Origin of the sequence: Flavobacterium flavipigmentatum, from assembly GCF_020911905.1 — a bacterium.
GTDB lineage: Bacteria > Bacteroidota > Bacteroidia > Flavobacteriales > Flavobacteriaceae > Flavobacterium > Flavobacterium flavipigmentatum.
In genome coordinates, this window is record NZ_CP087133.1 from 3,113,449 (window position 1) to 3,139,650 (window position 26,202).

18 protein-coding genes and 1 tRNA gene are annotated in these 26,202 nt (G+C 34.6%); 7 read left to right on the forward strand and 12 right to left on the reverse strand.

The genetic code is table 11. The annotated features are described in order from the left end of the window. Nucleotides 1–106: 106 nt before the first annotated feature. On the reverse strand, nucleotides 107–1,084 hold the full coding sequence (locus LNP22_RS13385; protein ID WP_229973901.1) for a hypothetical protein: 978 nt from the start codon (nucleotides 1,082–1,084) through the stop codon (nucleotides 107–109). A 574-nt stretch (nucleotides 1,085–1,658) separates the two neighbouring features. On the opposite strand from LNP22_RS13385, the gene LNP22_RS13390 reads away from it, so the two are divergent. The 3 genes from LNP22_RS13390 to LNP22_RS13400 all read left to right on the forward strand — a co-directional run bounded on the left by LNP22_RS13390 (nucleotide 1,659) and on the right by LNP22_RS13400 (nucleotide 4,310). After that, entirely contained in the window at nucleotides 1,659–2,168 is a 510-nt protein-coding gene (locus LNP22_RS13390) for an endonuclease V (protein ID WP_229973902.1), read from the forward strand. Nucleotides 2,169–2,259: 91 nt separating this feature from the next. Then, nucleotides 2,260–3,489: a hypothetical protein gene (locus LNP22_RS13395; RefSeq protein ID WP_229973903.1), complete on the forward strand. Its 1,230-nt coding sequence runs from the start codon at nucleotides 2,260–2,262 to the stop codon at nucleotides 3,487–3,489. Nucleotides 3,490–3,515: 26 nt separating this feature from the next. Beyond that, complete coding sequence (locus LNP22_RS13400; protein WP_229973904.1) at nucleotides 3,516–4,310, forward strand: hypothetical protein; 795 nt, start codon at nucleotides 3,516–3,518, stop codon at nucleotides 4,308–4,310. Between the two features lie 715 nt (nucleotides 4,311–5,025). On the opposite strand, the gene LNP22_RS13405 is transcribed toward LNP22_RS13400, so the two are convergent. From LNP22_RS13405 to LNP22_RS13420, 4 genes are all read right to left on the reverse strand, one after another. Further along, nucleotides 5,026–5,772: a HEPN domain-containing protein gene (locus LNP22_RS13405; protein WP_229973905.1), complete on the reverse strand. Its 747-nt coding sequence runs from the start codon at nucleotides 5,770–5,772 to the stop codon at nucleotides 5,026–5,028. A 15-nt stretch (nucleotides 5,773–5,787) separates the two neighbouring features. Beyond that, the gene (locus LNP22_RS13410) at nucleotides 5,788–8,616 is read right to left on the reverse strand and encodes a PIN domain-containing protein (protein WP_229973906.1); all 2,829 of its coding nucleotides are present in this window, start codon (nucleotides 8,614–8,616) and stop codon (nucleotides 5,788–5,790) included. Between the two features lie 86 nt (nucleotides 8,617–8,702). Continuing rightward, nucleotides 8,703–9,659: a hypothetical protein gene (locus LNP22_RS13415; protein WP_229973907.1), complete on the reverse strand. Its 957-nt coding sequence runs from the start codon at nucleotides 9,657–9,659 to the stop codon at nucleotides 8,703–8,705. A gap of 115 nt (nucleotides 9,660–9,774) precedes the next feature. Further along, nucleotides 9,775–10,824 (reverse strand): restriction endonuclease, encoded by a 1,050-nt coding sequence (locus tag LNP22_RS13420; protein ID WP_229973908.1) that lies wholly within the window; start codon nucleotides 10,822–10,824, stop codon nucleotides 9,775–9,777. A gap of 535 nt (nucleotides 10,825–11,359) precedes the next feature. Here LNP22_RS13420 and LNP22_RS13425 point away from each other — a divergent pair. Beyond that, nucleotides 11,360–11,530, forward strand: a complete 171-nt coding sequence (locus tag LNP22_RS13425) for a hypothetical protein (RefSeq protein WP_229973909.1) — start codon at nucleotides 11,360–11,362, stop codon at nucleotides 11,528–11,530. Next, entirely contained in the window at nucleotides 11,527–13,077 is a 1,551-nt protein-coding gene (locus LNP22_RS13430) for a recombinase family protein (protein ID WP_229973910.1), read from the forward strand. The genes LNP22_RS13425 and LNP22_RS13430 overlap by 4 nt, the downstream gene beginning before the upstream one ends. On the opposite strand, the gene LNP22_RS13435 is transcribed toward LNP22_RS13430, so the two are convergent. Next, nucleotides 13,043–13,116 (reverse strand) — tRNA-Arg (locus tag LNP22_RS13435). The genes LNP22_RS13430 and LNP22_RS13435 overlap by 35 nt on opposite strands. A 112-nt stretch (nucleotides 13,117–13,228) precedes the next feature. On the opposite strand from LNP22_RS13435, the gene LNP22_RS13440 reads away from it, so the two are divergent. Then, complete coding sequence (locus tag LNP22_RS13440; RefSeq protein WP_229973911.1) at nucleotides 13,229–13,741, forward strand: adenine phosphoribosyltransferase; 513 nt, start codon at nucleotides 13,229–13,231, stop codon at nucleotides 13,739–13,741. An 87-nt stretch (nucleotides 13,742–13,828) separates the two neighbouring features. On the opposite strand, the gene pheT is transcribed toward LNP22_RS13440, so the two are convergent. From pheT to recG, 6 genes are all read right to left on the reverse strand, one after another. Next, nucleotides 13,829–16,249: a phenylalanine--tRNA ligase subunit beta gene (pheT, locus tag LNP22_RS13445; protein ID WP_229973912.1), complete on the reverse strand. Its 2,421-nt coding sequence runs from the start codon at nucleotides 16,247–16,249 to the stop codon at nucleotides 13,829–13,831. A gap of 187 nt (nucleotides 16,250–16,436) precedes the next feature. Continuing rightward, a complete protein-coding gene (locus LNP22_RS13450) occupies nucleotides 16,437–17,300 on the reverse strand; it encodes a bestrophin family protein (RefSeq protein ID WP_229973913.1) in 864 nt (287 codons plus the stop codon). Nucleotides 17,301–17,327: 27 nt separating this feature from the next. Beyond that, a complete protein-coding gene (locus LNP22_RS13455) occupies nucleotides 17,328–18,638 on the reverse strand; it encodes a TolC family protein (RefSeq protein ID WP_229973914.1) in 1,311 nt (436 codons plus the stop codon). Between the two features lie 83 nt (nucleotides 18,639–18,721). Further along, complete coding sequence (locus tag LNP22_RS13460; protein WP_210665265.1) at nucleotides 18,722–21,820, reverse strand: efflux RND transporter permease subunit; 3,099 nt, start codon at nucleotides 21,818–21,820, stop codon at nucleotides 18,722–18,724. 98 nt (nucleotides 21,821–21,918) lie between these two features. Next, nucleotides 21,919–22,980 carry an efflux RND transporter periplasmic adaptor subunit gene (locus tag LNP22_RS13465; RefSeq protein WP_229973915.1) on the reverse strand — a complete coding sequence of 354 codons (1,062 nt, stop codon included), beginning with the start codon at nucleotides 22,978–22,980 and terminating at the stop codon, nucleotides 21,919–21,921. 285 nt (nucleotides 22,981–23,265) lie between these two features. Then, nucleotides 23,266–25,374: an ATP-dependent DNA helicase RecG gene (gene recG / locus LNP22_RS13470; protein ID WP_229973916.1), complete on the reverse strand. Its 2,109-nt coding sequence runs from the start codon at nucleotides 25,372–25,374 to the stop codon at nucleotides 23,266–23,268. 324 nt (nucleotides 25,375–25,698) lie between these two features. Here recG and LNP22_RS13475 point away from each other — a divergent pair, with 324 nt between their 5' ends. Further along, nucleotides 25,699–26,136, forward strand: a complete 438-nt coding sequence (locus tag LNP22_RS13475) for a hypothetical protein (protein ID WP_229973917.1) — start codon at nucleotides 25,699–25,701, stop codon at nucleotides 26,134–26,136. Nucleotides 26,137–26,202: the final 66 nt, after the last annotated feature.

The following is a 26,202-nucleotide window of genomic DNA, read 5'->3' on the forward strand; positions in this document are numbered from 1 at the left end:
CACAAGGCAAGGGCTTAGAGCGTATACCAGTAAATATTTTTCTTATTCTGCCATTGTTTTTCCAAACACATCTGATAATACAGGTTATTTTTCAGAAATACTTTTTCTAGACACTTCGAAGACTCAAGGGAAAATATTCAAATTCCCTGGTTATTTTGCAGATTACCACACCATGTGAAAGTTCTAATTTTTCTGTCCAGTTTCCATGCTGGTCATACGTATATTGGAAAGTATTGTCTCTTGTTTTAATGACGTTATTGTAAATGTCGTATTCAAAAAAATCGCATGTTCCTGTTTTTCTGCCTTCAGAGCAGATTTTATCTTCAATAAGCAGACCTTTATCATTGTAAAAATAGTAGTGGCTTTCGAAAGAATCATCGTCAAAAAAGGTAAGATCCTGTATTAATTTATCCGTTTCATCGTAAAACATCATTTTTTTACTCGAAACGGAGTTATTCCTGTACATTACTACTTCTATTATATAATGATCATAATTGTATTTTTCTACACAACTAATCTGCTCATTAGTAAGAGAAGTTTTGATATAATATCCCTTTTTTGCAGCAGGAAGATAGTCATAAACGTATTGGAAATTGGCGCTTACTTTATTATGTTTTACTCTGCCGTACTGATCATAATTAATCATAAAATTTTTATCAGAGTATAGTATCGACTGATCTTCTAAAATTTGAATAGTCCGCGGGTACTCGGTTCTGATTCCCTCTTTGTTTATCGTGATATATTTATTACATAAGCCAGTGGCCTCATCATATTCATAAAGTTCGACAGAGTTATCGGGACAATGTCTGTGGGAAATTATTTTGCCTTCTTTAAAACTGCTATACTTTGTCTCGTATTTTTCTTCATTTGTTAGTGCGGTAATAATTTCTTTTTCCCGGTTAAATTCAAAAGAGAAAGAAGCTGTCCCATTCTCGAATTCAAGCTCATTGGTGTCTCTGTTTAACCAGTATTTAGTCTGCTTCATGAATTTGATGTTTCCTTGCAGGTTATTAAGTTTACTTCCATTATAAGACTCATAAAACCAGTTGGAATGATTGAAGTTTTTTTCAAGATATTCGTACATAGTGTCGTTTGCTAAACTTTTGTATTGAGGTCCTAAATATAATAATCCTTAGAAGAAATACAATCCTAAAATTAATAATATGAAAATTTAAAGTACGTTGCTCTATGGGATAATTATCTTTACGAGCTAATCCCGGGTTATCCGCTCGAATCGTTTTTGCCGACCCTGACACAAAAGCATATCACGGCACACGAGCGAAGCGAACTGTCGAAGCAATCGGGAGGGACTAAGAGTTGAATCCATTTTTTTTGTTTGGGCTTTGGTTTTTTATTATTTCCAAATACAAACTAACTTTCCATTAAGCCTTTTTCAGATCTGCTGTAGCTTTTGCTGGCATATGTAGTAACTACTGCCTTCCAACTATGGCTTAATGTGATTTTACTGGATAATTTATAGTTAAAGAAGGAGATTATCCCAAAATCCAATAAAAAAAACGTTAATGGAGTTTTTTGATTTTATGATAATTCTTGAAATCAACTTCAGTAAGTTCATGTTTGTAGCAGAAATAAGTTTTATATTCGCTAAAATGAAATTCAATTCATCATATAATTTATTACTAACACGCTTCTTGTATATGATATTAGCCTTTGATACTTACTATTTTGACGGAAAAGCAAAAACAGTTTGTCTGGAATTTGAAAAATGGAATGAAAGTGAAAATTTTAAAATTCACACAGAAATTATAGACAATGTAGAAGAATATATTCCCGGTGAATTTTACAGAAGAGAACTTCCCTGTATTATGAGTTTATTGAATCAAATAGATTTAAAAACTGTTGATGCTATTATCGTGGACAGTTTTGTTTATTTAGACGATGAAAAGAAATACGGTTTGGGTGGTCATTTGTATGAAAAACTAAACAAAGAAATTCCCATTATTGGCGTTGCCAAAACCAATTTTGCTTCGATCGAAAAAGATAAAATTGGCATATTAAGGGGAGATAGTCAGAAACCATTATTTATTACAGCAATAGGAATTGAACTAGACGATGCAGTACAAAAAGTAGCAAGTATGGCGGGCGAATTCAGGATTCCGACATTGCTGAAAGAACTGGATCGATTGACAAAGGAAGACACGATATAAATAAAAGCGAAAAGCAAGTATCAAAACTAAATACCATTGTGTTTAATTCAATTATGCATTTACAACAAACGGATTAAAACTAAAATATAAAATGATGAGATCAGATATTGAAAACAGAATTGCCAGAGATAAAAATATTCTTGTTGTATTAGAAAATAAGCAGCAGGATACGGCAGAACTTCAGTATACAATCGAAAACTTTTGCGGAACTGTAGTCAAAAGTTTTTCTGAAATCCAGCCTCCTTTAGACAATAAGAAAATGTATGTCTGCGGAGATTTAGAGGAACTTAAAAATGATACCAATACGCTGTACATTATTAAGGAACTCTCTGTGAATTACCAAAAATGTCATCAAGAAAACTTTCATATTACAGATTTGGGAAAAGTGCCAATTTTGATTAGCAATGCGGGTGTTTATTTTAGAGATATGTTTGATAAAGATTATTTTGATAAAATTAAATCAGAGCATATTTTTCAGCATTTAACAGAATCCAATAAAGACTCTTTAGCTTTAAGAAAAGGGATTTATTTAACCCAAGTTTCAAAAGAAGAAAATGCAGAAGAAAATGAAATACTGCATTATCGTCTTTTAAGATGTTCCAGCAATTTTACAGGACCAACAGATAACTTTCGCCAAACCGATCATATTATCATCAATGCATTAAACGATGCGGCCAGATATAGTTTTGAACAGGAAACGAAAGTAAATCATGTATTGGTGCAGCTTTATGAAAACAAAGTAAAAACGGCTGAGAATTCAAAAGAAGTAAAATCGAAAATAAAAGCGCATTCTGATAAAACCAAAGACATGCCCAAAGAAGGCATTATTGTATTTTGTACTTTTTATGATGATGCTAATTTTGATCAGCTAAAGCCATCAAAAAAAGACAAATACGATTGGTGTTATAAAGAAACAAGCGGGTTGACAAAACTGCATTTCAAATTAAAAAGTACGGTTACTGATGCCGCTTTAGAAAAAGAATTCAGCGTGACATTATATCCAAATTCAGCATTTTTAATACCGCTTTCTACCAATAGGTTCTATACGCATGAAATTAGACCTTCGGTATTAAATGTAGATAAAATTCCGGTGAGAATGGGTTATGTGGCGCGTTGCTCTAATTTGGAAGCTGTACACATGAACGGTCAGACTTATATCAAAGAAAATGGCCAATTAATTAAGCTGGCAGAAATGACCTCAGAAACGATGGTTGATTTGCGAAATTCTTACTACCAAGAAAATAGGTATGAGAAGAAAGTGGAATATGGAAAAATTCATTTTAGTATGAATTCCGGTGATTACGAAAAACCAATATTTTAAACGGAATTTTTTATTAAAAATCAATAATGGAAAACTCAGGGTTTTATACAATTACGCTTCCTTTAGAAAAGAATCTATTCGACGAATTATCCAATTCTGTTTCTTTTGAAGATGTAGCAAAAGGCAGAATCGGGAATCATTTGGTCGCGATATCTCAAAAAGGTATACCCATAGTGAGAACTACGACCCTATACACTATACCGGCGCATAATTTTTCTGCCCTTCATCACAAAATTGTTGAATCTGTAAACCAGACAATTCAAAGTGACCAAACGCATCAATTGCCATTGCTGGATTTTAATAATGCCTTAATAGAAGTCTATGACTGCCATTACGCCACCATGAAATACCATTCTGATCAATGTATGGATTTGGAAAGTGATTCTTATATCGGACTTTTTACCTGCTATGAAAATCCGGATAAATTGACAGAGAAAAACGTAAGAAAACTCAAGCTCAAAGATAAAACAACAAACCAAGAATTTGATATTACATTGACCCATAATTCAATGGTTTTGTTTTCATTGTCTGCCAATACAAAGTATCTGCATAAAATTATATTGGAGTCCATGCCAAGTATAAAAAAGTCTGAATCAGACAATAAATGGCTTGGTATTACTTTTAGAAAATCGAAAACCTTTATAAATTTTAATGACGGAGTACCTCGATTTGCTACCGGAGAAGTATTAGAAGTAGCCAATGACGATCAAAAAGCAGCATTTTTTAAATTAAGAGCAGAAGAAAATACCGTTACAGACTTCGTTTATCCAAGGCTTTCTTATACTTTAAGTATTGGCGATACTTTGACACCAAAGCAATAAGTTTTGTTTTTGTGTACAAGGCATAAAAAAAACTCCACTGATAACGGCTTTTTACATGTATCCAATCTAAGTTCTTTAAACTTTTCGCTGGGAAGGTTTATTGTTGCGGGGTGCGCCATCAGGCGACGAGTCCCTTGCGATCTCATCTTCTTTAAGCTCGTCATTTCCCAGTTCCCTAATTTAGAATTCCTTCCTTATCGGATTGTCCTTTTCGGGCGCTATGGTCGCAAAGGATTCATTTTGAGCCTCATCGCTCTTTTGGGTATTCCTATCCATTTGTGACCCCTCCGATGTGTCATTCTCTATAAGGTCCTTTTCTATGTCCTTGCAGGTGATGTCTTTGGGGCCGCTTTGGGTTCCTTATAAGGGTGCTGCGGGTCATAGGGGTTGGGTGTTTTTGGCTGTGTGTTTTGGGGCTTTGAGCGGGTTTTGGGAATTACGGTGGTGCTTGTCGTAATTTTTGGTTGTAGGGGAATTTTTTATTTTATTTGCTGATCCCTGATTTTTTTAGGTTTAATCTTATTTTTAAGGAGCTTTTTCCCGCTATACGTTCCAATCTTTTGTGCCGAACACCGGCACAAAAGGATTTCCACTGCTATCGGGGCTAGGGTAGGACATCACTATTATTTTGCTATAATCCAAAGTATAGAACCCTGTCAGTTTAATTTTTAATTCCTTTAATTTTCCAATAATACAATTGCCTAAATAGTTGGTCTTAGCTGATGTTTTCTTTAATTTTCTTATGTAAATCAAGCATTGAATCTATAATTAACTTTTTATCTTCTTCGGATATGGTAAATGGTTTTTCTAAATAACGCGCATCATTTCTCAATAGAGACAATTTATTTAATACAATTTTATAATTTATTTCAATATTATTCAAATCGTTTTTATAACGTTTATTAAATTCAGCTTTTATAGCTTTATGATTTGTTTTACCATTGATATTTTTATTTGTCTCCAAAAGCAATTTGCTTTTTGCTAATAATTCCATCGAGCTAAAAGAATTATCAATAAAAGCAGATATAAAATTATTTTCAAGCGCAAATTGTGCTGATTTAAGAAATTCCTCGGCTGTACTTAAATACTTGTTACAAGTATGTTTATTGTAAATAAAGTCAAATGTTAATTTATAACCATCTTTAAAATGAATCATCGTTGCGTGACCACAATCTAAATTTTCAGGGTCGCTAAATAGTACTTTTTCAACTTCATTTCTTGATGCCCAAAAATTTTCATTTGTGATATCTACATTTTTTTTAATTTTAACTGTAGCTTTAACTTCTTCGTTTAGGCGAATTATTGGTTGTTTTCCGTCACAAAAGAATACAACTTGACCTGCTATTAAGTAAAATGGTTCTTGAATTAGATTTAGCTGTCTTCTTCTTTCGATTTCTGGATTAAAAAACAAGTCATTAAAATTTTTGAAAACATTGTCTGCAAATTCTTGATTTTCTTTCATTTAAGTTCTCTTTTTCTAAAAAAAATTGTTTAATACCTTCATCACTTGTACATACTTGTTTCCCAGTAATTTAAAATCGACTCCCAACTGTTTGCTGAATTTAATTGCGACCTCTTTAGGCATACCAAATAAAGCTCTGCTTAATATTACCTGGGCTTGGTGATCCTGCTGCTCGGATTTGAGCAAGGGCATGATATATAAATCCTTAAGGAAACGGCTCAGCATAACGACAGTATTTGGATTTTGATGAACGTTATACTGGAGGTTTTGAAGGCAGAGGTTATAATAATTCTTTCCCCCAGCTAAATATTGATAGAATTCAGTTTTAAGTGTATCGAAAATTATGTTTATACCAATATAATTTGACTTTAAAAGAAAGCTGTAGAAGTCTGTACCGCATTTATCAGGATAAAAACTATTTAAATACTTCTCGGGGCTGATAATGTTTCCGATGGTACTTCTAGTTGCCAGGTATAAAGTTGAATCACTGCTGATAAGCAGAAAGTCTTCTCGGTCCGCTATACACATACTTTCCACTAAAATTTTCATCATGCCTTCCATACTCTCTTTGGGGCCTATTTTTCGAACGATATTTAATTTTTCGGCGACCAGATCAATTTTGCAGTTATCTTCTATCCACGTTAAAATATCTTTTAGGAATAAAATTCTCTTTTGATTAAAATCTTCCGGTGTATCAAATTTTGTTACTGACTGAGGGGTTATCTGCAAAGTCATTGAAGAAGGTGCAGAATTCGTCAGTTCTAAAATTTCCATCTCTATCTTGTCTTTTACAAGAAATGAGACGGTAAATCTGTGCTTGAATTCAAAGCCCAGCTCTTTTTCCAATGAATAAAAAAGCATCAGCGTACTGAAATCCAGGGCAAATTCTAATGAATCGTGGTTTTCCGGAATCGGCTTTGAGAGCAGCAATGGAATTGTTGTAAACTTAAAGGCAGGATTCTTGGTAAGATGCATATACGCATCAATATAGTTTTCACCAAAAACCATTTTGGAAATTTCTGAAAAACCTAGTCGATAATTGAAATAATCTTCCAAAGACCGATCTTTAAATTCTTTATCTTTCAGCCCTAGAGGACCGAAATGGGATTTGAAGAATTCTATTAAATCGTTGGGATTTTCTGGTGTCTGTAACGCTTCAAACCCCAGCTCATTGACAGGATTTGCCGCCTGGTCCTGTATGGTGCGGAATAAGTGCCATGCATCATTTAATATTTCGTGGATGTATATGGTGGTAATCCTTTGGGAAACACCGGTTGACGTTGTGAAAGTTTCTCCGCACTTACGTCCTAAAAAGTCTTTCTGCAGACCGCTTTCTTTTTCAATTTTTAGATAATCTTTCTTTTCACCTACATAATAAGTTACCCAACAGCCGAGCTCAACGGTCTGATAGCTTTTAAAATATTTCTGTTCTTTTAATAATATCTGGCTTGCAAAATAATTTCTTCGCGCTTCAGTATTCGAAGTGTTGGAGGCAAGTTTATAAAGCAATGAAAAACCTCGGTCTGTGTCAGCCTCTGTCCTTATTAAGATCATGCTTAGCTCCACCCCAAATGTTTCGTTATGAATCTCCCATTCGATGTTCTCTGAGACCTCCTTCAGCTTGGAGAAGTTCTGGCGTCTTTCCAGAATGTGCAGATATGAAAGGATATACTGCTCATTGGAAGGGAAATTTTCATAGAGATACTGGTCGATTTTTTCGATTTCGTCAAAATCGTTAATCTCGCCGTATAAATTGTGTTCATATTCAAGTAATTGCCGGTCAGGTGAATAGGCATTTTCCCTCCAAAACTTTAATAATTCAAGCAGTTCTACGTAAAATCCTCTTTCCTGATCATTTCGGTCGCAGAGCTGTTCATGAAGCAGAACTATATAAAAACGGAGTGTTTCGGTAATTTTCGTTTTATCCAGAAATGTTCTTAAAAATTCGATGGATTCCTTTCTTCTTCCAATCGAATTAAAACTTTCGGCAATAAGGGTTTTCCACTTGATGTCAAATTCTTTGAATTCTTGCAATACACACAGCTTTTCGTAAATTTCTTCACGATCAAAATTCTTAAAGAATCTCGTTGTAATTATGATCTCCAGTAAGCCCTTGAGCTCTTCGTTTTTGAATTCTTTCTCCTTTATTTTGGCTAGCTGTAATTGTAGAATATCTTCATCTAGTTTTTTATATAATATGCTTACAAATGCATTAACAATATTTAGTCCATTCCTTTCCTCTATAATCTCTAAGGAGTTGAGATAATCTGTAAATATATCTATTACTTCAGAGCTTCTTCCGTTTAGATGGAACAGGGCGCCTTTAAAGAGATAGATTTCGCTGTATAGCTCACCGCCATTGGATTCATATTGGAGCACACAGTCCAGTGAATACTTATATTCTTTTTTATGATTCAGCACCTGGCAGAAACAGAAGGTATAAAACCACAAATCTTTATGAATCCTAGGATATAATGATTTTAAAATGTCAGGCTGACGCTGATCGTTATTGCGCAGGTAGAGGAGGTACGAGAGAAAAAACTGCTGATGCAAGATCAGTTCGCTCATTTCAGTATTCTGCAGTGTTTCGACATATGTGGCAAGAATCTGTATTGCGTCATCGATCGTTAAACTGTTGTTATAAATGAACTCATCCCCGCAGATGTATTTTTGGGAGTACTCGTTCAGGAATTTATTGATAGCAAGATCAATTGTAATCCGCCACCCCTCAAGGGCAGTAAAAGTTAATTTTTTATACTTTGAGAAATCTATTTTCAAAGTAAGACCGTAGTCTGATAAATCTTCAAAAAAAAGTAACTGTCCTGTCACAACAATGTGCTGCACTAATCCTAATTGGAAATTATACTGCGAGAGAACTGTATTGGGTATAGATGGAATAAAGGATTTCAGATCACCCGCAGTAAGTGCTTTTACATACCAGGCAGAAATATTGTATGAGAAATGTTTTTAAAAGCGTTCAATAAATCTCTCCCGTCGTCGTAAAAAACACACATTTTTAAAAGGACTTCAAAATTTAACAACGCGTGACGCACTTTAGGTTCTGCGATGGAATCTGGTTGCTCCAATAGTGTTGTTTCTGCTTTTTCAAGTTGCCTAACTGCTTTACTAATAGCTTTATTAAACATAGTTTGTTTTGAGCTTATAGTATACTTAGATTCGATCAGTACTATTGCTCTTTCATACATTAAAACGAAATCTGTAAATTCTTCTCCATTTAATTTTTTGATAGAATGATATAATTCTACATTAGGCTCATAATAAAGTGAAAGGATATTTCTAAAAGAAAACTCTTGATGATATCCATGTTTTCCATCTTTCGTGTACTCGTCAAACTTATAATATGGTTTGTTGTCAATAAGTTTGTCATCCCATATTTTATTTTCAAACGAATCAATGTACATAGGCATGTTATCAGTGCTGAAGCTGCTATTTGACAATATTATTTCAAATACCTGTTCACTGTCTGCTAGCCATTTTAAGAAAAGGTTGAATGAATTTTTTTTGCTGATTTTTGAATTTACAATCTGGTAATGTGTCTCGTTCATCACGACTAATGTGAAACTTTCCGCTTTGATCAGATCTATTACAACTGCCTCGAAGTTTTTAAAATCTTTATCTTCCTCACTAAAATTAATACCTTTAAAATATAATGGCATTATTGGATGGTCCATTATGTACAACGTAATCAGTTTTTCATCTTTAATTAAATATAAAGTGATAGGGCAGCCTTTTACAATAGAGGCAAGTACACCTGCAAGTACTTTAATTGTTAGGACTAGATTTTTTTTCTTGTCATAATTCAAATAAAAACCCTGTGGTAGGCTTTGTATTTTCTCAAAAGTTTCTTTGTTGTAATCGTATAACATTTATTGAATGTGTTTTTAAATCTGTTGAGTAAATATAAAACTTTACATTACTGTAATGTCTTCTGTTTTTTAATTAAAGAACGATGAAATTTAGATAAGTTGTACAAGGATGATTCTATTTCATATTGGTGCTAAGTTTTATAACTTCATACTGAAATTGTTTACGTAAGTTGATTAAGTTTAAAGCTTCCTTAAATTGTTCAAAAGTATAGCTGTTGGAATACCGGATTTTAAAATCTAATGACGAAGTATGATGAAGTATTATTTCAATGCTTTCATTTGATGATAAACGTCTAAACAAATAATAACATAATTTGTAGCTTTTTCCATCTGGTTTTTTTGTTGAAGCCTCCGTAGCGATAAAGTCATAGTTGAATTTTAGGTTGCTTTCCTCATCCGCTTTTAAATAGCCTTCATCACTTAACACATCAAAATCAAATTCACCAATTAAAACCGAGTGATCGCATGAATGTTTTTTCTTTAGTAATTCGCTTAGCTCATTTAAATGATCTGAAATTATGATACCATGATAAATTTCATTCTCAAGTTCCTCTAATTTAGAATAGTTGGTGAAATACAGCACATAAAGATATACAAGTTGGTTGGTAGTCAGCGACTCTTTGTCGAGGTTATCTAAAAGATAATAGTAAGTCCAAAAATTTGGTGTAAGGTTATGTAGAGTCCACTTGCTTATTGTTTCATCTAAAAGATTAATAAACTTGTTTTTTATAAAATATTTTGAAATCAGGTCATCGTGCTGGGCAAGTAATCTACTTAATGTCTTGCCTTCGACAACATGAATTTTGTAAAATCGGTCTCTCTTAACTTTTTCAATCCATTCTCTGGCATTGTTAGTAAGGTACGAAGAAATAAAGAATACTATATGTTGCGGTTTTTCCGCATCAGCCCATGCTATTTTTGAATTTAGTTCAGAAGGAGGAACCCCTTTTTCATATCTCTTACATTCGAAAAAGAACTTTTCATTGAATGTACCAAGCAACCCATTCGAAATGGAGAAATCTGCTTCTATGTCTCTGCCATTATCGGCTCCACCTTGTCGCCAGGTTATCGATGTAAAGCCATGCTTAATCAAAAGCTCGAAGCATAACTCTTCGAACTGATCAGGGGTTAATTGATTAAAATCTATATGTTTTTCTAACGACATTTAAATTGTTTTACGGAGTATTTTAAAATAACTTTGTAAAAATAATAGAGTTTTGTCCTAATATAAGTCAGTTGAGCGGAAAAATCTTTCATTTAATAGTTTAGTTTTTTCTGCTAAATACCTGCTTTCTAAAAATAATAGATTTTTTTTGTACCTTATTTGTATTATTTACTTTTAAGTTTTTGATATACAGATGTTTTTAGTTTTGAAGAAGTAATATAGAGATAAAATATTTCTTTTATTTTTTTGAAATGACAAAGATTTAATAAGTTGGTTTACTTATTTACATTCTTGTTCCCATATGTTTGAATGTTTCATATACTGAATGTTTTTTAAATTCTATAGAATAAGCATCTGCAAGTATTTAAAGTAATTTCAACTCCAAATATTGTTTAGTATTCTCACATAATATTTCGGTCTCTAAGACGCTCAACTCGGAAAAAGACTTCCTTGTAAGGACAAGTATTGCCAATAACTAAATTTGAAGCATACCTCTATTTAAATTACTTTTTTATAAATTTTTAAAAGTGTGATTATGGAGAAAGATATTGACTACGGTACTTCAAAGTTGACCCCAGAAAAAGCATTACAAATGCTTAGATCTGAGGGATCAGATGTTACAATTGAACAAGCCAAGGAAATTTTGTATTTCTTAAGAATAATTGCTAATATCGCTGTGTTGAAACATTTAAATAAAACAAAATGAGCAAGATAGCGGACTTATATATCAGAGTAAGTACTGACGAGCAGGCAGAAAAAGGCTTCTCGCAGCGTAATCAGGAAGAGATGCTAAGAAAATATTGTAGCATAAACCAAATACAGATACGCAATGTAATTTATGAGGATCATTCAGCAAAGACATTTAACAGGCCTCAATGGAAAAAATTTCTTGATGAAGTAAAAAAAAATAAAAATAAAATTAATCTGGTTCTTTTTATGAAGTGGGACAGGTTTAGTCGTAATGCGGGTGATGCTTACCAAATGATCAATGTATTAAGGAAGCTAGGTATAGAACCGCAGGCTATAGAGCAGCCACTTGATCTGAGTGTTCCGGAAAACAAAATGATGCTAGCATTTTACCTAGCCGCACCCGAGGTTGAAAACGACCGAAGGGCATTGAATACCTTTCAGGGGCTTAGAAGGGGTAAGAAGGAGGGAAGGCATATGGGTATGGCCCCTTATGGATATGCTAATAAAATAACTGAGGATGGGAAAAAGTATATTGCCATTGTACCAGATAAAGCTGTAAAAGTTATTTGGATTTTTGAGCAGATTGCTAAAAATATTTTTAGTACTGAATCAATTTATCAAATGGCCAAAGAAAAAGGTTTTGCCATTTCTAAGAATAACTTGTGGCTTATTATAAGAAATCCACTTTATTGCGGAAAGATAGTTGTCCCTAAGTATAGAGATGAAGAGGAGAGGTGGGTCAATGGTCAGCATGAGCCAATAATCAGTGAGGGATTATTTTATCGGGTACAGGATGTTCTTGATAGTAAAGCGCGAACTTATAGACCAAAAATTAAGACTATTGAGAATTTTCCTTTGCGAGGTTTTTTTCTTTGTCCAAAGTGCGGTCAGAAGTTAACAGGAAGTAAATGTAAAGGAAGGAATAAATATTACTACTATTATCACTGTGATAAAGTATGTAAATGGAGAGTGAATTCTGAAATAGCTAACAAGATTTTTAAAGAACATTTAAATAAATTTAAACCTTTAGAAGAAGTTAAGAAGCTATATACCGCAGTTCTGCTTGAAGGTTATAGAGAGCATACTGGAGTAATAGCTAACGAAAAAAAGAAGTCCCTTGAGCAGATTGCAGTTTATGAAAAGAAATTATCTGTGGCCAGAAATTTATTAGTTACCGAGAAAATCGATGCTGAAGATTACAATCTCATGAAGACTGAATACAATGAGATTATCAGTAATCTGGAAAAAGAGATGGGTAATGTAGAGGACGACAGGGCGAGTATAGAGCATTTAACGACGACTGGATTGGAAAACCTTTTAAAGCTAGGTGAAGCCTTTGATGGTGGGACTTTAGCTGATTCTAGAGAATTAATTGGTTTAATTTTTCCCGAAAATTTCACATTTCAAGAACAGAAAATCCGCACCGCCCGAGTCAATGAAATGGTTAAATGTATCTATCTGGTAAACAATAGATTACGGGCAAAAAAAAACGGGACAAAAGATGATATTTTTCTTTTGTCCCGAGTAGTGACCTCGACTGGATTCAAACCAGTAACCTTCTGAGCCGTAATCAGATGCGCTATTCAGTTGCGCCACGAGGCCTATTTTTTTACTAAACTAATTTTTTGTAGTTTTGGTAAACGCTGTTAGCGGGTGCAAAGATAGGCATAAAAGTGACATATACAAGCGAAAATTTACATAAAAATAAAAAAAAATGCAGTTAGAAAATTATATACGTGATATTCAGGGTTTTCCCAAAGAAGGAATTTTGTTCAAAGATATAACACCTTTGCTAATTGACCCACTTGCCAGAAAAAAATGCCTCAATATTTTATTAGATTCATTAAAAGGACAACAAATTGATAAAGTAGTAGGAGCTGAGAGCAGAGGTTTTTTCTTCGGAATACTTTTGGCTCAAGAGCTCAATGCAGGGTTCATTCCGGTTCGTAAGCCTAAAAAACTACCTTTTAAGACGTTATCTGCTTCCTATGACCTTGAATATGGCTCTGCGAGTCTTGAAATACATACTGATGCCATTCAAAGAGGAGATCGTGTTTTAATTCACGATGATGTTTTGGCAACTGGCGGGACCGCGAAAGCAGTTTGCGATTTGGTCGAGAAACTTGGGGGTGAGATTGTGCAATGCAACTTTTTGATGGAACTGACTTTCTTAAATGGAAGAGAAAAAATAAAAAACAATCCCATTTTTGCAGCTCTTACGTATTAATTAAAACCAGAAATCGAATGAGATAAAAAAACAAACCCGACAAAATTTAAAAAAATGGTCGGGTTTACTTTTGCTATAAGAACTGTTCTATCTTAAACTGGCTCCAAGTTCTGTCTCAAACGTTTGTTGTAATTTCGACATGATTTTATCAATCTGAACATCGGTTAACGTCTTTGTATTGTCTTGAATAGTAAAACTTAATGCGTAAGATTTCTTTCCTTCCGGCAAGTTATTCCCTTCGTAAACGTCAAATAAATTAACGTCTTTTAAAAGTCCTTTTTCGGTTTGTTTTGCCAGGTTATAAATACTTTCATAAGTCGTCTTCTGGTCTATCAACAAAGCCAAATCTCTTCGAACTTCCGGATATTTTGGAATCTCACTGTATTTAATTTTTCCTGTGATAATTTTTAGAATTAAATCCCAATTAAAATCAGCAAAATAGACCTCTTGTTTGATTCCGAAATGTTTTAAAATCGATTTTTTTACCACACCCATTTCCACTAATGTATCATTGTTGTAGCAAATCGAAGTTCCTTCAGAAAAAACATCAGATGCCACAGGAGCATTTGTGATCTTTTCTATCCCTAAACGCGTTAAAATGGCCGTTACATAACCTTTCAATAAAAAGAAATCGGTAGATTTTTGAACTGCAATCCAACTTTCTTTGTTTCTGTTTCCAGAGATTGACAAAGTAAGGTGTTTGTGCTCCTCGTATCCGTTGAGATATTTATGGTATGTTTTTCCAAATTCAAATAATTTCAAATCAGAATTTCTTCTATTGATGTTATAAGAAATGGCTTCTAAAGCCGAAAATAACAGCGATTGACGCATAGTAGCCAAATCATTACTCAAAGGATTTAGCATTGTTACGTTATGTTCTTCTTTTAAAGTTGTTGATAATTTGGCGTAAGCAGCTGTTGTCAAAGAGTTGGCCATCATCTCGTGAAAACCTTGCGAGTTTAGCTGAGAAGCTATTACATTTTGAACTTTATAATCTTCTGTTCTTGGCGAATTTGAAACGGTCGCATTGAATTTTTTCGAAAAATCGATATTATTATACCCGTAAACTCTTAAAATTTCTTCAATAACATCGATCTCACGTTGCACATCTACTCGGTATGCAGGAATCGTCAGGCCTAAACCAGAATCGGAAACACTATTTACTTTGATGTCCAGCGAAACCAATATCTTTTTTATAGTGTCTTTTGGAATCTCCTGACCAATAATTTTATAAACATTGTTAAAATTTAGTAAAACCGAAAAATCTTCAATTTTTTTAGGATACACTTCTACCACATCACATGTAATTTTTCCTCCCGCAACCTCTTGAATCAAAAGTGCTGCACGTTTTAGGGCATATTCTGTAATAGTGGGATCAATACCTCTCTCGAATCTAAAAGAAGCATCTGTGTTTAACTGATGTCTTTTGGCAGTTTTACGAATACTAACAGGATCAAAATAAGCGCTTTCTAAGAAAATAGCTGTAGTTCCTTCTGTAACACCCGATTTTTTTCCGCCAAAAATACCTGCGATACAAAGAGGGCCTTTTTCGTCGCAAATCATCAAATCTTCTTTATGTAATGTTCTTTCAACATCATCCAAAGTGACAAATTTTGTACCTTCCGGAAGTGTTTTTACAATCACTTTTCCGTTTATTTTACTGGCATCAAAAGCATGTAAAGGCTGTCCCAGTTCGTGCAAAACATAATTGGTGACATCGACAATGTTATTTTTCGGAGTTAATCCGATAGCTTTTAATCGGTCTTGTAACCAGGCTGGAGACGGCTCAACAGAAATCCCTGAAATGGTTAAACCACAATATCTAGGAGCCAGAAGTGGTTCTTCTACGCTTACATCAATTTTTAAAGTACGCATTTCTACTCTAAAATTACTCACAGAAGGCGTGATCAATTCTACGTTTACACCTCTTTGCAGCATTCCGGCTCTTAAATCGCGTGCTGTACCATAATGACTCATGGCATCGGCACGATTTGGCGTTAAGCCAATTTCAAAAACTTCATCGTCTGCAAGTTTAAAAACACTCGCAGCAGGAGTACCAGGCTCTAATGTTTCATCCAAAATCATGATACCATCATGACTTGTACCAAGGCCTAATTCGTCTTCTGCACAAATCATTCCGTGACTTTCCTGTCCTCGAATTTTTCCTTTCTTTATAGTAAAAGCAGCTCCTTCTTTGTCATACAAAACTGTACCCACAGTTGCTACAGGTACTTTTTGCCCTGCTGCAACATTTGTCGCGCCACAAACTACTTGTATAGGTGCTTCAAGACCAATGTTTACGGTAGTTATTTTTAGTCGATCTGCATCAGGATGTTTCTCGCAAGTTAATACATGTCCTACAACCACTCCTGCTAAACCACCTTTTATCGATTCGTATTTTTCGACAACTTCTACTTCAAGTCCTAAATCTGTTAGTAATTCTGAAGTTTGCTCAGATGTCCAATCTGTTTTAATGAATTGTTTTAACCAGTTGTAAGATATTTTCATGATAATTTTTTATTCTTAAATAAGAATACAAATATAAGGATTGAGAGTTCTAGAAAGAAAGATTTTATTTGGTTTTTTAGTCCGGTCTTTATTTTATTAAAAAGAATACGAAACAGACATTTGATAACGTGCCGTGTGCTTTGGTTAAATTAGAATCTAAACACAAAATTTAGATTCTAATTCTTTACTAAATCAACTCTTCAACATGTTTTTTGATGTTTTCGGATATTTTTTGAGTAGGCAAGTCGTTGGCATCTATTCCAAAAGGATCTTCGATTTCTTCAGCAATTAATTCTAAACTTGCCAAAACATAAAAAATAAAAACCACTACGGGAACCACATAATAACCTAACAAAAAGACATAACCAAAAGGAAGTGTCAATACAAAAATAAAAATAAATTTTTTGATAAAAGCACTGTAAGAATAGGGTATGGGCGTGTTTTTGATACGTTCGCAGGCACCACAAATATCTGTAAAAGTAATCACTTCATTATTAAGAATAATAAGTTGATCGCCTGTAATTTTATTGCTTTTGTAAAGATCATGTATTTTTGTAAAAATAATTTTCGCAACCTGATTGGGCCTGTGTTTATGGTGATCTATTACTAAATCTACATCATCAAAAAGTTGCTTGCCCGTTTCTTCGTCTTTCAGATGTTTGTTTAACAGAGAAGCATAAGCAGGAATTATTTTTCTAAAAAAGGCTCTGTCTTTCTCGTCTGTCAAAATCACCGATAGTTTTAAAGCAAAATTACGGCTGTTATTAACCAGACTTCCCCACATTCTGCGGCCTTCCCACCAACGATCATAAGCGGTATTGGTTCTGTAAGCCAACAATAACGAAATGACAAAACCCAGCATGCTGTGCATGACCGAGATGTTTTTTACATGGCTATCTTCGGGTAAATCCCAAAATTCTATTTCGAGATAAGCAATTGTTGCCGAGTAAATTCCGATGAAAATCATTATCGGAAGTAATTTACGAAAGGTATCCGCTTTGCTAAAATGAAAAATAAAACTAAACCAATCTTTTGGGTTATAGGATGTCATTTACCGTTTTTTTGAAGCAAAAATAAATTAAAAATTAATATTTCCCGCTAATTCTTTCAAAGCAATTTCAGATAATTTTGCCTGATATTGTGCGTTGCTGTATCGCACTTTTGCATTTACATAGTTTAACTGAGCTGTTCTGAATTCTATAGTAGTGATTGTTCCAATTTTAAATTTATCCAGCGTAATCGAAAGGTTTTGCTTTGCAATTTCTTCATTATCTTGCTCTAAACCAATTAATTCAAGGTTTGTTAAGTAGGTTTGAAAAGCAGTACTCACTTGGGTATTCAATATATTATTTTGTTGTTCTATTGCAATTTGAGTATTTTCAATATCCAATTTTGCAATTTTTTCGTTACGATGTTGATTGAATCCGTCAAAAATATTCAGAGAAGCATTAAAACCATAATTTAAACCTTTTGAAGAAGCTTGGCTTGTAAATCCTAAACTCGATTGGCTCTCAGAAAAGTTGTAACCAGATGTTAGCTGTACAGTAGGGTAGCGGTCTGCTTTTACCTGCTTAAGCTGTAATTCGGCAATTCTTTTGTTAATGATTTGAGCTTCCAGCACTGGATTTTGTTTTTGTGCTAAAGCTAATAAATCGGCCAAAATCAATTTTTCATCAACTGTTACAACATTCATTACTTTAAAGTCAACTTTTGAATCACGCGCCAAATATTGATTCAATAAAATTTTGGCATTTGCATAGGCTTCTTTTTGGCGTAAAAGTGCTACCTGATCTGAATTTAAATCGACTTGTGCATTCAAAACCTCTAGTTTTGAAGCTTTTCCAATGCTAAAACGGTTTTTTGCCAAGTCTAATCTTTGCGTAGAGATGACAATGGTCGTATCTAAAGCGGCCAACTGTTGCTGTTGCTGCACCAAATCATAATAAGCAGAATTTACCTGACTAATTTTAGACAAAATAGTTCTTTTAAGTTCGGTGTCGCCTAGTTTTTCTAACTCTTTTAGCTGGTCTAATCGGGCAAACATTTTCATTCCGTCAAAAATAGTCCAACCTAAACTTACACCATACGTCAAGCTATTGTTTTTGGCATTATTTAAAGAAGTAGATGTGCCATCCTGACGGGTCTGCGAGGAATTCTGAATGCTATTATTATCTACAACCGAAGCAGTTGCTGTGGGCAACATGCCTGCATTTCCAAGAGTGACATTGGTTTCGCTGATTTTAGAAGTATTTTTTGCAATCCTAATTTCAAAATTATTTTCTAAAGCAATTTTTATAGCACTTTCGATAGTCAGAACTTCTTGAGCGTTACTTTTTGCAATACAAAACAAAAACAAAACCAAGGTTTTTAATATATTTTTAGTTTTCATAGGATAAATGTTGTCTACGAATTTATTTTTGAATCCTAACAAATTTTTAAAAACGGTCAGGATTAATTTATGTTAATTTAAATCTACGATTTGCTTTCTTTCTCGTATTCTTCGATATGATCAAATTCCGGGTAATGTTTTCTGGCTTTTGACCACATCAAATAAATAGCTGGAATAACAAAAAGTGTTAGTGCCAGAGAGAAAATAGTTCCTCCAACGATTACAACTCCCATCCCGATTCTACTCGTAGAAGCCGCTCCAAGCGACATTGCAATAGGTAATGCTCCTAAAGCAATAGCCAAACTGGTCATCAAAATTGGACGTAAACGTGCCTCTGAAGCTTCTAAAATCGCTTCCAGTTTTGGTTTTCCCTGTTCTCGCAACTGATTGGCAAATTCAACAATCAAAATACCATTTTTGGTTACCAAACCAATCAACATTACGGTTCCGATTTGACTAAAGATATTCCAAGTCTGATTGAATAACCAAAGTGAAAATAACGCTCCGGCTACCGCCATTGGTACTGTTAGGATGATAATCAACGGGTCTATAAAACTTTCAAACTGAGCTGCCAAAATCAGGAAGATCAATAAAAGCGCTAATCCAAATGCAAAAGAAGTATTGGAACTACTTTCAACAAAATCACGAGATTCTCCACTTAAATCGGTTGTAAAACTCTCATCCAGCACTTTTGCTTTTATCTGATCCATTGCCTGAATACCATCGCTGATGCTTTTTCCTGGCGCCAAACCAGCAGAAACTGTAGCAGACATGTATCGGTTGTTGTGATACAATTGCGGAGGATTACTTTGCTCTTCTACATTGACCACATTATCCATCTGAATCAATTGCCCTTTATTATTTTTGACAAACATCGACGTTAAATCAAGTGGTTTCGAACGATCTTTTTGATCAAACTGACCAATAACCTGATATTGTTTTCCGTTTCTGATAAAATAACCAAAACGCTGGCCACTTAACGAAAGTTGTAAAGTTTGTGCAATATCGATAATCGAGATGCCTAAACTTTCGGCTTTTTCTCGGTCGATACTCACATTAATTTCGGGTTTATTAAATTTCAAATTGACATCCGAAATCGAAAAAACATCACTTTTACCCACCGCATCCATAAAAACAGGTATTTTTTCTCTTAATTTTTCAAAATTAGGAGCCTGAATGATATATTGAATAGGCAAACCTCCACGTCTGTTAACAGCGATGGTTGGTTGCTGAATAACTGATGTTTTAGCATCCGGATATTTTTTTGTCCATTTGGTTAATTTATCCGCAATTTCTTTTTGAGATGCTTTTCTTTCGTCAGATTCTTTTAGTGACAGCCTGATAAAACCAGTATTAGTAGCCGAAGCTCCAAAACCTGGGGCAGTGATCACCAAACTTACTTTTTTCTCAGGAACAGAATCATCAACCAATTTTGAAATTTCCTGCATAAAGCGATCTGTATATTCGTAAGAAGAACCTTCTGGGGTTGTCATACGCATCGTTACCGAGCTACGGTCATCGTAGGGTGCAGTTTCTTTTGGAAGTATCGTAAAAAATAAATAAATCAATCCGAAACACGCAATTAGAATAGGAAAGCTAATCCATTTTTTAGTCATGAATTTTTGCAACGATTCGGCGTAACCACTATTTAATCTTTCGAAAAAGGGCTCTGTTTTAATGTAAAATTTAGATTTTTTCTGTTCGCCGCCTTTCATCAAATATGCGTTCAGCATCGGTGTTAGAGTAAGGGACACAAAAGCCGAAATTAATACGGCGGCACCAATCACAACTCCAAATTCCCGAAAGAGTCGGCCCACAAAACCTTCTAAGAAAATCACGGGCAAAAATACGGCGGCCAATGTTACCGAAATCGAAATTACGGCATAAAATATTTCGTTTGATCCTTTGATAGCAGCCTCGATCGGCGACATTCCTTCTTCTACTTTTTTGAAAATATTCTCGGTTACTACGATTCCGTCATCTACGACCAGTCCCGTAGCAAGTACAATTGCCAATAAAGTCAGTACGTTTATCGAAAACCCAAAAAGCCACATAATAAAAAAGGTAGCAATTAAAGATACTGGAATATCGATTAAAGGTCTGAAAGCAATTGCCCAGTCTCTAAAAAACAAGTAAATAATGATGATTACCAAAATAATAGAAATTCCCAGTGTTTCGGCTACTTCAAGCACTGATTTTTTTACGAAAATAGTATTATCAAGAGCAATATTTAACTTAATATCTTTAGGTAAATCTTTCTTTAAGGCTTCATATTTTTTATAAAATTCTGATGAAATATCAAGATAATTGGCACCCGGCATCGGAACAATTGCCAAACCAATCATAGGAAGACCGGACTGACTCAATTTTGTTTCGATATTTTCCGGACCTAATTCGGCACCACCAACATCGCTAAAACGCACAATTTTATCACCATCGGTACGGATAATGATATTATTAAATTCTTCTGGTTTGGATAAGTTTCCGATTGTTTTTACAGTAAGTTCGGTATTATTACCCGTAAGTTTTCCAGATGGTAATTCTACGTTTTGAGCATTCAAAGCATCACGAACTTCTGCAACGGTACAACCATAGGCTGCCAGTTTTACAGGATCGATCCACAAACGCATGGCGTAACGTTTTTGTCCCCAAATCTGAACTCCACTCACACCGGGAATGGTCTCTAATCGTTGCGAAATAACATTCTCTGCATAATCACTCAATTCTAATGAACTACGACTATCACTCTGAACCGTCATCGATATAATCGCGTCACTATCGGCATCAGCCTTAGAAACAACTGGGGGAGCATCAATATCCTGCGGTAAGCTTCTAATCGCTTGCGAAACTTTGTCACGTACATCATTTGCAGCTTCTTCTAAGTCTTTATCAAGGTTAAATTCTATCGTTATATTACTGCTTCCCTGATTGCTCGACGACGTTATATTTCTAATTCCGTCAATAGCGTTTACAGCTTTTTCAAGAGGTTCTGTAATTTGAGATTCGATAATATCTGCGTTGGCTCCGGTGTAATTGGTTCTAATGGAAACCTGCGCAGGATCAATCGAGGGAAATTCCCGAACACCCAAAAACGTATAACCAATAAAACCGAATAAAATAATCAGAAGATTCAGTACGATGGTTAAAACAGGTCTTTTTATACTTGTGGTGGATAAACTCATGTGAGATTGTAGATTTCTTATTTTTGATTTTAGATTTTTGAATGATAAATAAAGTTAAATAGCGTTCGAAAAACGCATAACCAACTCACTCAAAAGGACTAATTTTTTACTTTAACTTCTATTGGAGACTCATTTTTCAATGACATTACACCGCTGGTTATCAAGGTGTCGCCCGCTTTTAGCCCAGAAAGAATCAAAATAGAAGCATCTGTTCTTGTTGTTGCTTCTACCATTATTTCTTTGGCTTTACCCATATTTGATATAAATACTTTTTTACCGTCTTTTACAGGTATTATAGCTTCCGAAGGTACTACGATGGCATCTTTTATGATGTCTAAAGGTAATTTTACATCGGCAAAAGTTCCCGGTAAAAGTTTTCCGTCTGTATTTTCTGCAATGGCGCGAATTTGTAAGGTACGCGTAGCAACTTCTACTTCCGGTTCAATGGCGTAAATTTTTGCTTTGTATATTTTTGTCGATCCCGAAACCGTAAAGTCGATTACAGAACCAGATCGTACCTGAGTGGCATATTTTTCTGGGATCGAAAAAGTAATTTTCAATTTTCCGGTATTAACCAATTTTGCAACCAATATAGTAGGAGTGATGTAAGTTCCCGGCGAAATAGAACGCAAACCAATTTTTCCCGAAAAAGGAGCTTTTACAGCTGTTTTTGCAATCTGAGCTTTTATCAACTGAGTTTGGGCTTGCGCCGAAGCATGATCTGCTCGAGCAACGTCAAATTCTTCTTGGCTGATTGCTTCTTTCTGAAGTAGTAATTTTGCTCTTCTTTCATTCTCAGCCGTCAGACCTTCTTTTGTAGCAGCTTGTCTCAATTGCGCTTTCAATTCAATATCATTTACCTTAAAAAGTACCTGACCTTTGTTTACATAAGTGCCTTCAGTAAAATAAATTCCTTCAACAATTCCGGAAACTTCGCTTCTTATCTCAATTTGTTCATTGGCATCAATAGAACCGGATAATGATAAGTTATTATCAAATGTTGCCGTTTTTAGCACAATTCCTGTTACTATTGTTGGAGAATCCTTATCGCCAAATTTTTTAGATTCTTCATTTTTACTTTTGTTTGATAGAACTCGGTAGCCAATAAATCCTGCAATTGCGATGATGAGTAAGGCGTAGATTAGGTTTTTTACTTTCATAAAATTGGGTAATGTTTTTTTTCTTTTTTGGTATTTTTCTAGCAGCGACAAATTTAGTTTTTTGTTACCAAATGAAAAGGTCTTTACTATTATTTAACGTTTGTATGTACAAATATTTTCTTTTTTTGCTCGATGCGAATGTATTTAGACATGGTTTGTGAAGAAAGGTTTAATCGTAATTTGATTTTTTTTATAAAAAAGGACAAAGTTAAAGCCCTAGAGTGCTTTAAAGGTTTTCAAATTGTAAAGAAATCTCCGTAAATTTCGGTATTTTATATTTTAAAACTAAGAAATATAGTTCCAAATGCTTTTCTTTTTCGTCAATTCGATAAAAACGGCTTTCAAAACAGCATGTTCAGGTTTTTGAAGTGGTGCATCTTCCTTTAATATTTTCATCGCATAATTTCTGGCAAGTGCCAAAATATCACGATCACGCACAATATCGGCAATTTGAAGGTTTAAAACACCACTTTGCTGTGTTCCCATTAAATCTCCGGGGCCACGCAATTTCAGATCGACTTCGGCAATTTCAAAACCGTCGTTGGTTTGCACCATCGTTTCCATCCTTGTTTTACTATCACTTGATAATTTATGACTGGTCATCAGGATACAATAGCTTTGTTCGGCGCCACGACCTACACGCCCGCGAAGTTGATGGAGTTGCGACAGGCCAAAACGTTCGGCACTTTCGATAATCATAACACTTGCATTGGGTACGTTTACCCCAACCTCAATAACCGTTGTGGCTACCATAATATTGGTTTTTCCCTCAGAAAAACGTTTCATTTCTGCATCTTTATCGGCTGGTTTCATTTTTCCGTGCAAAATCGAAATAGCATATTGCGGTAGCGGAAAGTCACGGGAAATACTTTCGTAACCGTCCATCAGATCTTTAAAATCCATTTTTTCAGACTCTTGAATAAGCGGATAAACAATATAAATTTGTCTTCCGAGGGCAATTTCGTCGCGCAAAAACTTCCATACCTTTAGACGGTTACTGTCGTATCGATGTACCGTTTGAATGGGTTTTCTTCCGGGAGGCAATTCATCGATCACCGAAATATCCAGATCGCCGTACAAACTCATCGCCAAAGTCCGCGGAATAGGAGTGGCGGTCATGACCAAAACGTGAGGCGGAATTTCATTTTTTTTCCACAGTTTAGAACGTTGTTCCACTCCAAAACGATGTTGCTCATCAATTACGGCAAGGCCTAAATTGTGAAATTTCACTTTATCTTCCAACAAAGCATGCGTCCCGATTAAGATGTGCAAAGTGCCATTTTCTAATTCTTCGTGAAGAATTTTTCGTGCGGCAGTTTTGGTTGATCCTGTTAGTATTTTTATGTTAATGTTTAAGGTCGCGGCAAACTCAGATAATCCAATAAAATGCTGATTGGCCAGAATTTCGGTAGGCGCCATCAAACAAGCCTGAAACCCATTGTCCAGTGCCAAAAGCATACTCATAAAAGCAACAATAGTTTTTCCCGAACCCACATCTCCTTGTAACAATCGGTTCATTTGGGCATTACTCCCCATATCTGAACGGATTTCTTTGACCACTCTTTTTTGTGCGTTCGTCAATTCAAATGGCAAGTGATTTTGATAGAATTCATTAAAAAATTCGCCTACTTTGGTAAACGGATGTCCTTTTATTTTATGTTTTCGAATTAAGTTTTTGGTGATTAATTGTAACTGAATAAAGAACAATTCCTCAAATTTTAATCTAAATTGCGCTTTCGCTAAAGCTTCGGTGCTTTTTGGAAAATGAATATTGAATAAAGCTGCTTTTTTCGAAATTAATTTCAGTTCTTCGATTAAATAAGAAGGAAAAGTTTCGGTAAATAAAGCCTGTGTTTCAATAAATAATTGTTGCATTAATTTGTTGATCGTCCGATTTGAAATACCTCTGTTGGTCAGGGTTTCTGTCGAAGGATAAACAGGCTGCATCGCAGATCGAAGACTTTTTTCGTGCTCAGTCAGTAACTCAATTTCCGGATGGGCCATACTAAATTGACTTCCATACAAGGAACATTTTCCAAAAATCACGCAAACTTCATTAAGTTTAAGACTTTCCCGAATCCATTTATGTCCTTGAAACCAATTGAGGTCTATCTGCCCGGTATCATCCACGAAAGTGGCAACCAAACGCTTTTTATTCTTAGCAAATTCGACCGTTTTTATATTGATTATTTTTCCGATAATCTGCACTTCAGAACCTGTATTTTGCAGTTCGTTGATCTTGTAATAACGCGTTCTGTCAATGTATCGATTCGGAAAAAAATTGATCAAGTCTCCGTATTTATGAATCCCCAATTCCTTACGAAGCAGCTGGCCACGACTGGGACCAACGCCTTTTAAGTATTCTATTGGAGTTTCCAGGAGATTATTAGACATTACTAATTTTAGAGTTTAGATTATTGATTTTAGATTGTAAAAAGAGCTTGAATCTAGAGGATTGATTTTTGTATTTTATGCTTTTTATTTTTTTTTCTCTTTCAAAAAGCGAAGATAGATTTTAATTAGGAAATTTGAAAGTGTAATCGGATTTCAAAATTAAGCACAAAAAAAGATATCTTTACGTTAGAAAGTAGTTTTTATCTTTAAATTTAAAAAATAACAGCCTGAATTATTACTTAAATTCTTAGGTTATTAAATTGTAAAAATAGTTAGCTAAAATAAGTATCTTGTGAGGGTATAAAATCTTAAAAATCAAAGCAAATGAAAAAAATCGGAATCATTTTTATTCTTGTGTTAAGTCTTTTTTCCTGTTCAAATGAAACGAAAGAAATCAGTGCCGCTTCTGCATCTGATTTTCATGGCAAATGGACATTAATTAAGATGTCAGGCACTTTTCCAGACTCTGAAACCACCGGAAATCAGATGGAATGGCAGGAGTTTTATATTTTTAATACTGATAGAACTTTTGTTAAAACCAGAGTAAGAAATAATACTACCACAACCGAATCGGGTATATTTGAAACCAAAGATTTCAATGGCCTAACACATTTTGAATTGACTTTTTTAGGCAATAGCACTCTTGCAGGAAATTGTTATGGCAATTCGAAAGAATCACTATTTATAGATGCAGATGGTTTGTTAACAGGCACTTGGAGAACATGTGATGGCCCGGGTTTGGTGTACAAAAAATCGCAATAAAAAACTGTAACTTTGCAGTGATAAAAGAGCGTTTCATTTTAATTTTTGAAGGGCTCTTTATTTTTA

Bases quoted from the DNA above. Each gene is read 5' to 3' on its own strand.
- LNP22_RS13425 (WP_229973909.1), top strand. From the start codon at position 11,360: ATGGAGAAAGATATTGACTACGGTACTTCAAAGTTGACCCCAGAAAAA.
- LNP22_RS13385 (WP_229973901.1), bottom strand. From the start codon at position 1,084: ATGTACGAATATCTTGAAAAAAACTTCAATCATTCCAACTGGTTTTAT.
- LNP22_RS13440 (WP_229973911.1), top strand. From the start codon at position 13,229: ATGCAGTTAGAAAATTATATACGTGATATTCAGGGTTTTCCCAAAGAA.
- LNP22_RS13460 (WP_210665265.1), bottom strand. From the start codon at position 21,820: ATGAGTTTATCCACCACAAGTATAAAAAGACCTGTTTTAACCATCGTA.
- pheT (WP_229973912.1), bottom strand. From the start codon at position 16,249: ATGAAAATATCTTACAACTGGTTAAAACAATTCATTAAAACAGATTGG.
- LNP22_RS13390 (WP_229973902.1), top strand. From the start codon at position 1,659: ATGATATTAGCCTTTGATACTTACTATTTTGACGGAAAAGCAAAAACA.
- LNP22_RS13430 (WP_229973910.1), top strand. From the start codon at position 11,527: ATGAGCAAGATAGCGGACTTATATATCAGAGTAAGTACTGACGAGCAG.
- recG (WP_229973916.1), bottom strand. From the start codon at position 25,374: ATGTCTAATAATCTCCTGGAAACTCCAATAGAATACTTAAAAGGCGTT.
- LNP22_RS13415 (WP_229973907.1), bottom strand. From the start codon at position 9,659: ATGTTATACGATTACAACAAAGAAACTTTTGAGAAAATACAAAGCCTA.
- LNP22_RS13465 (WP_229973915.1), bottom strand. From the start codon at position 22,980: ATGAAAGTAAAAAACCTAATCTACGCCTTACTCATCATCGCAATTGCA.
- LNP22_RS13475 (WP_229973917.1), top strand. From the start codon at position 25,699: ATGAAAAAAATCGGAATCATTTTTATTCTTGTGTTAAGTCTTTTTTCC.
- LNP22_RS13395 (WP_229973903.1), top strand. From the start codon at position 2,260: ATGATGAGATCAGATATTGAAAACAGAATTGCCAGAGATAAAAATATT.
- LNP22_RS13450 (WP_229973913.1), bottom strand. From the start codon at position 17,300: ATGACATCCTATAACCCAAAAGATTGGTTTAGTTTTATTTTTCATTTT.
- LNP22_RS13420 (WP_229973908.1), bottom strand. From the start codon at position 10,824: ATGTCGTTAGAAAAACATATAGATTTTAATCAATTAACCCCTGATCAG.
- LNP22_RS13400 (WP_229973904.1), top strand. From the start codon at position 3,516: ATGGAAAACTCAGGGTTTTATACAATTACGCTTCCTTTAGAAAAGAAT.
- LNP22_RS13455 (WP_229973914.1), bottom strand. From the start codon at position 18,638: ATGAAAACTAAAAATATATTAAAAACCTTGGTTTTGTTTTTGTTTTGT.
- LNP22_RS13405 (WP_229973905.1), bottom strand. From the start codon at position 5,772: ATGAAAGAAAATCAAGAATTTGCAGACAATGTTTTCAAAAATTTTAAT.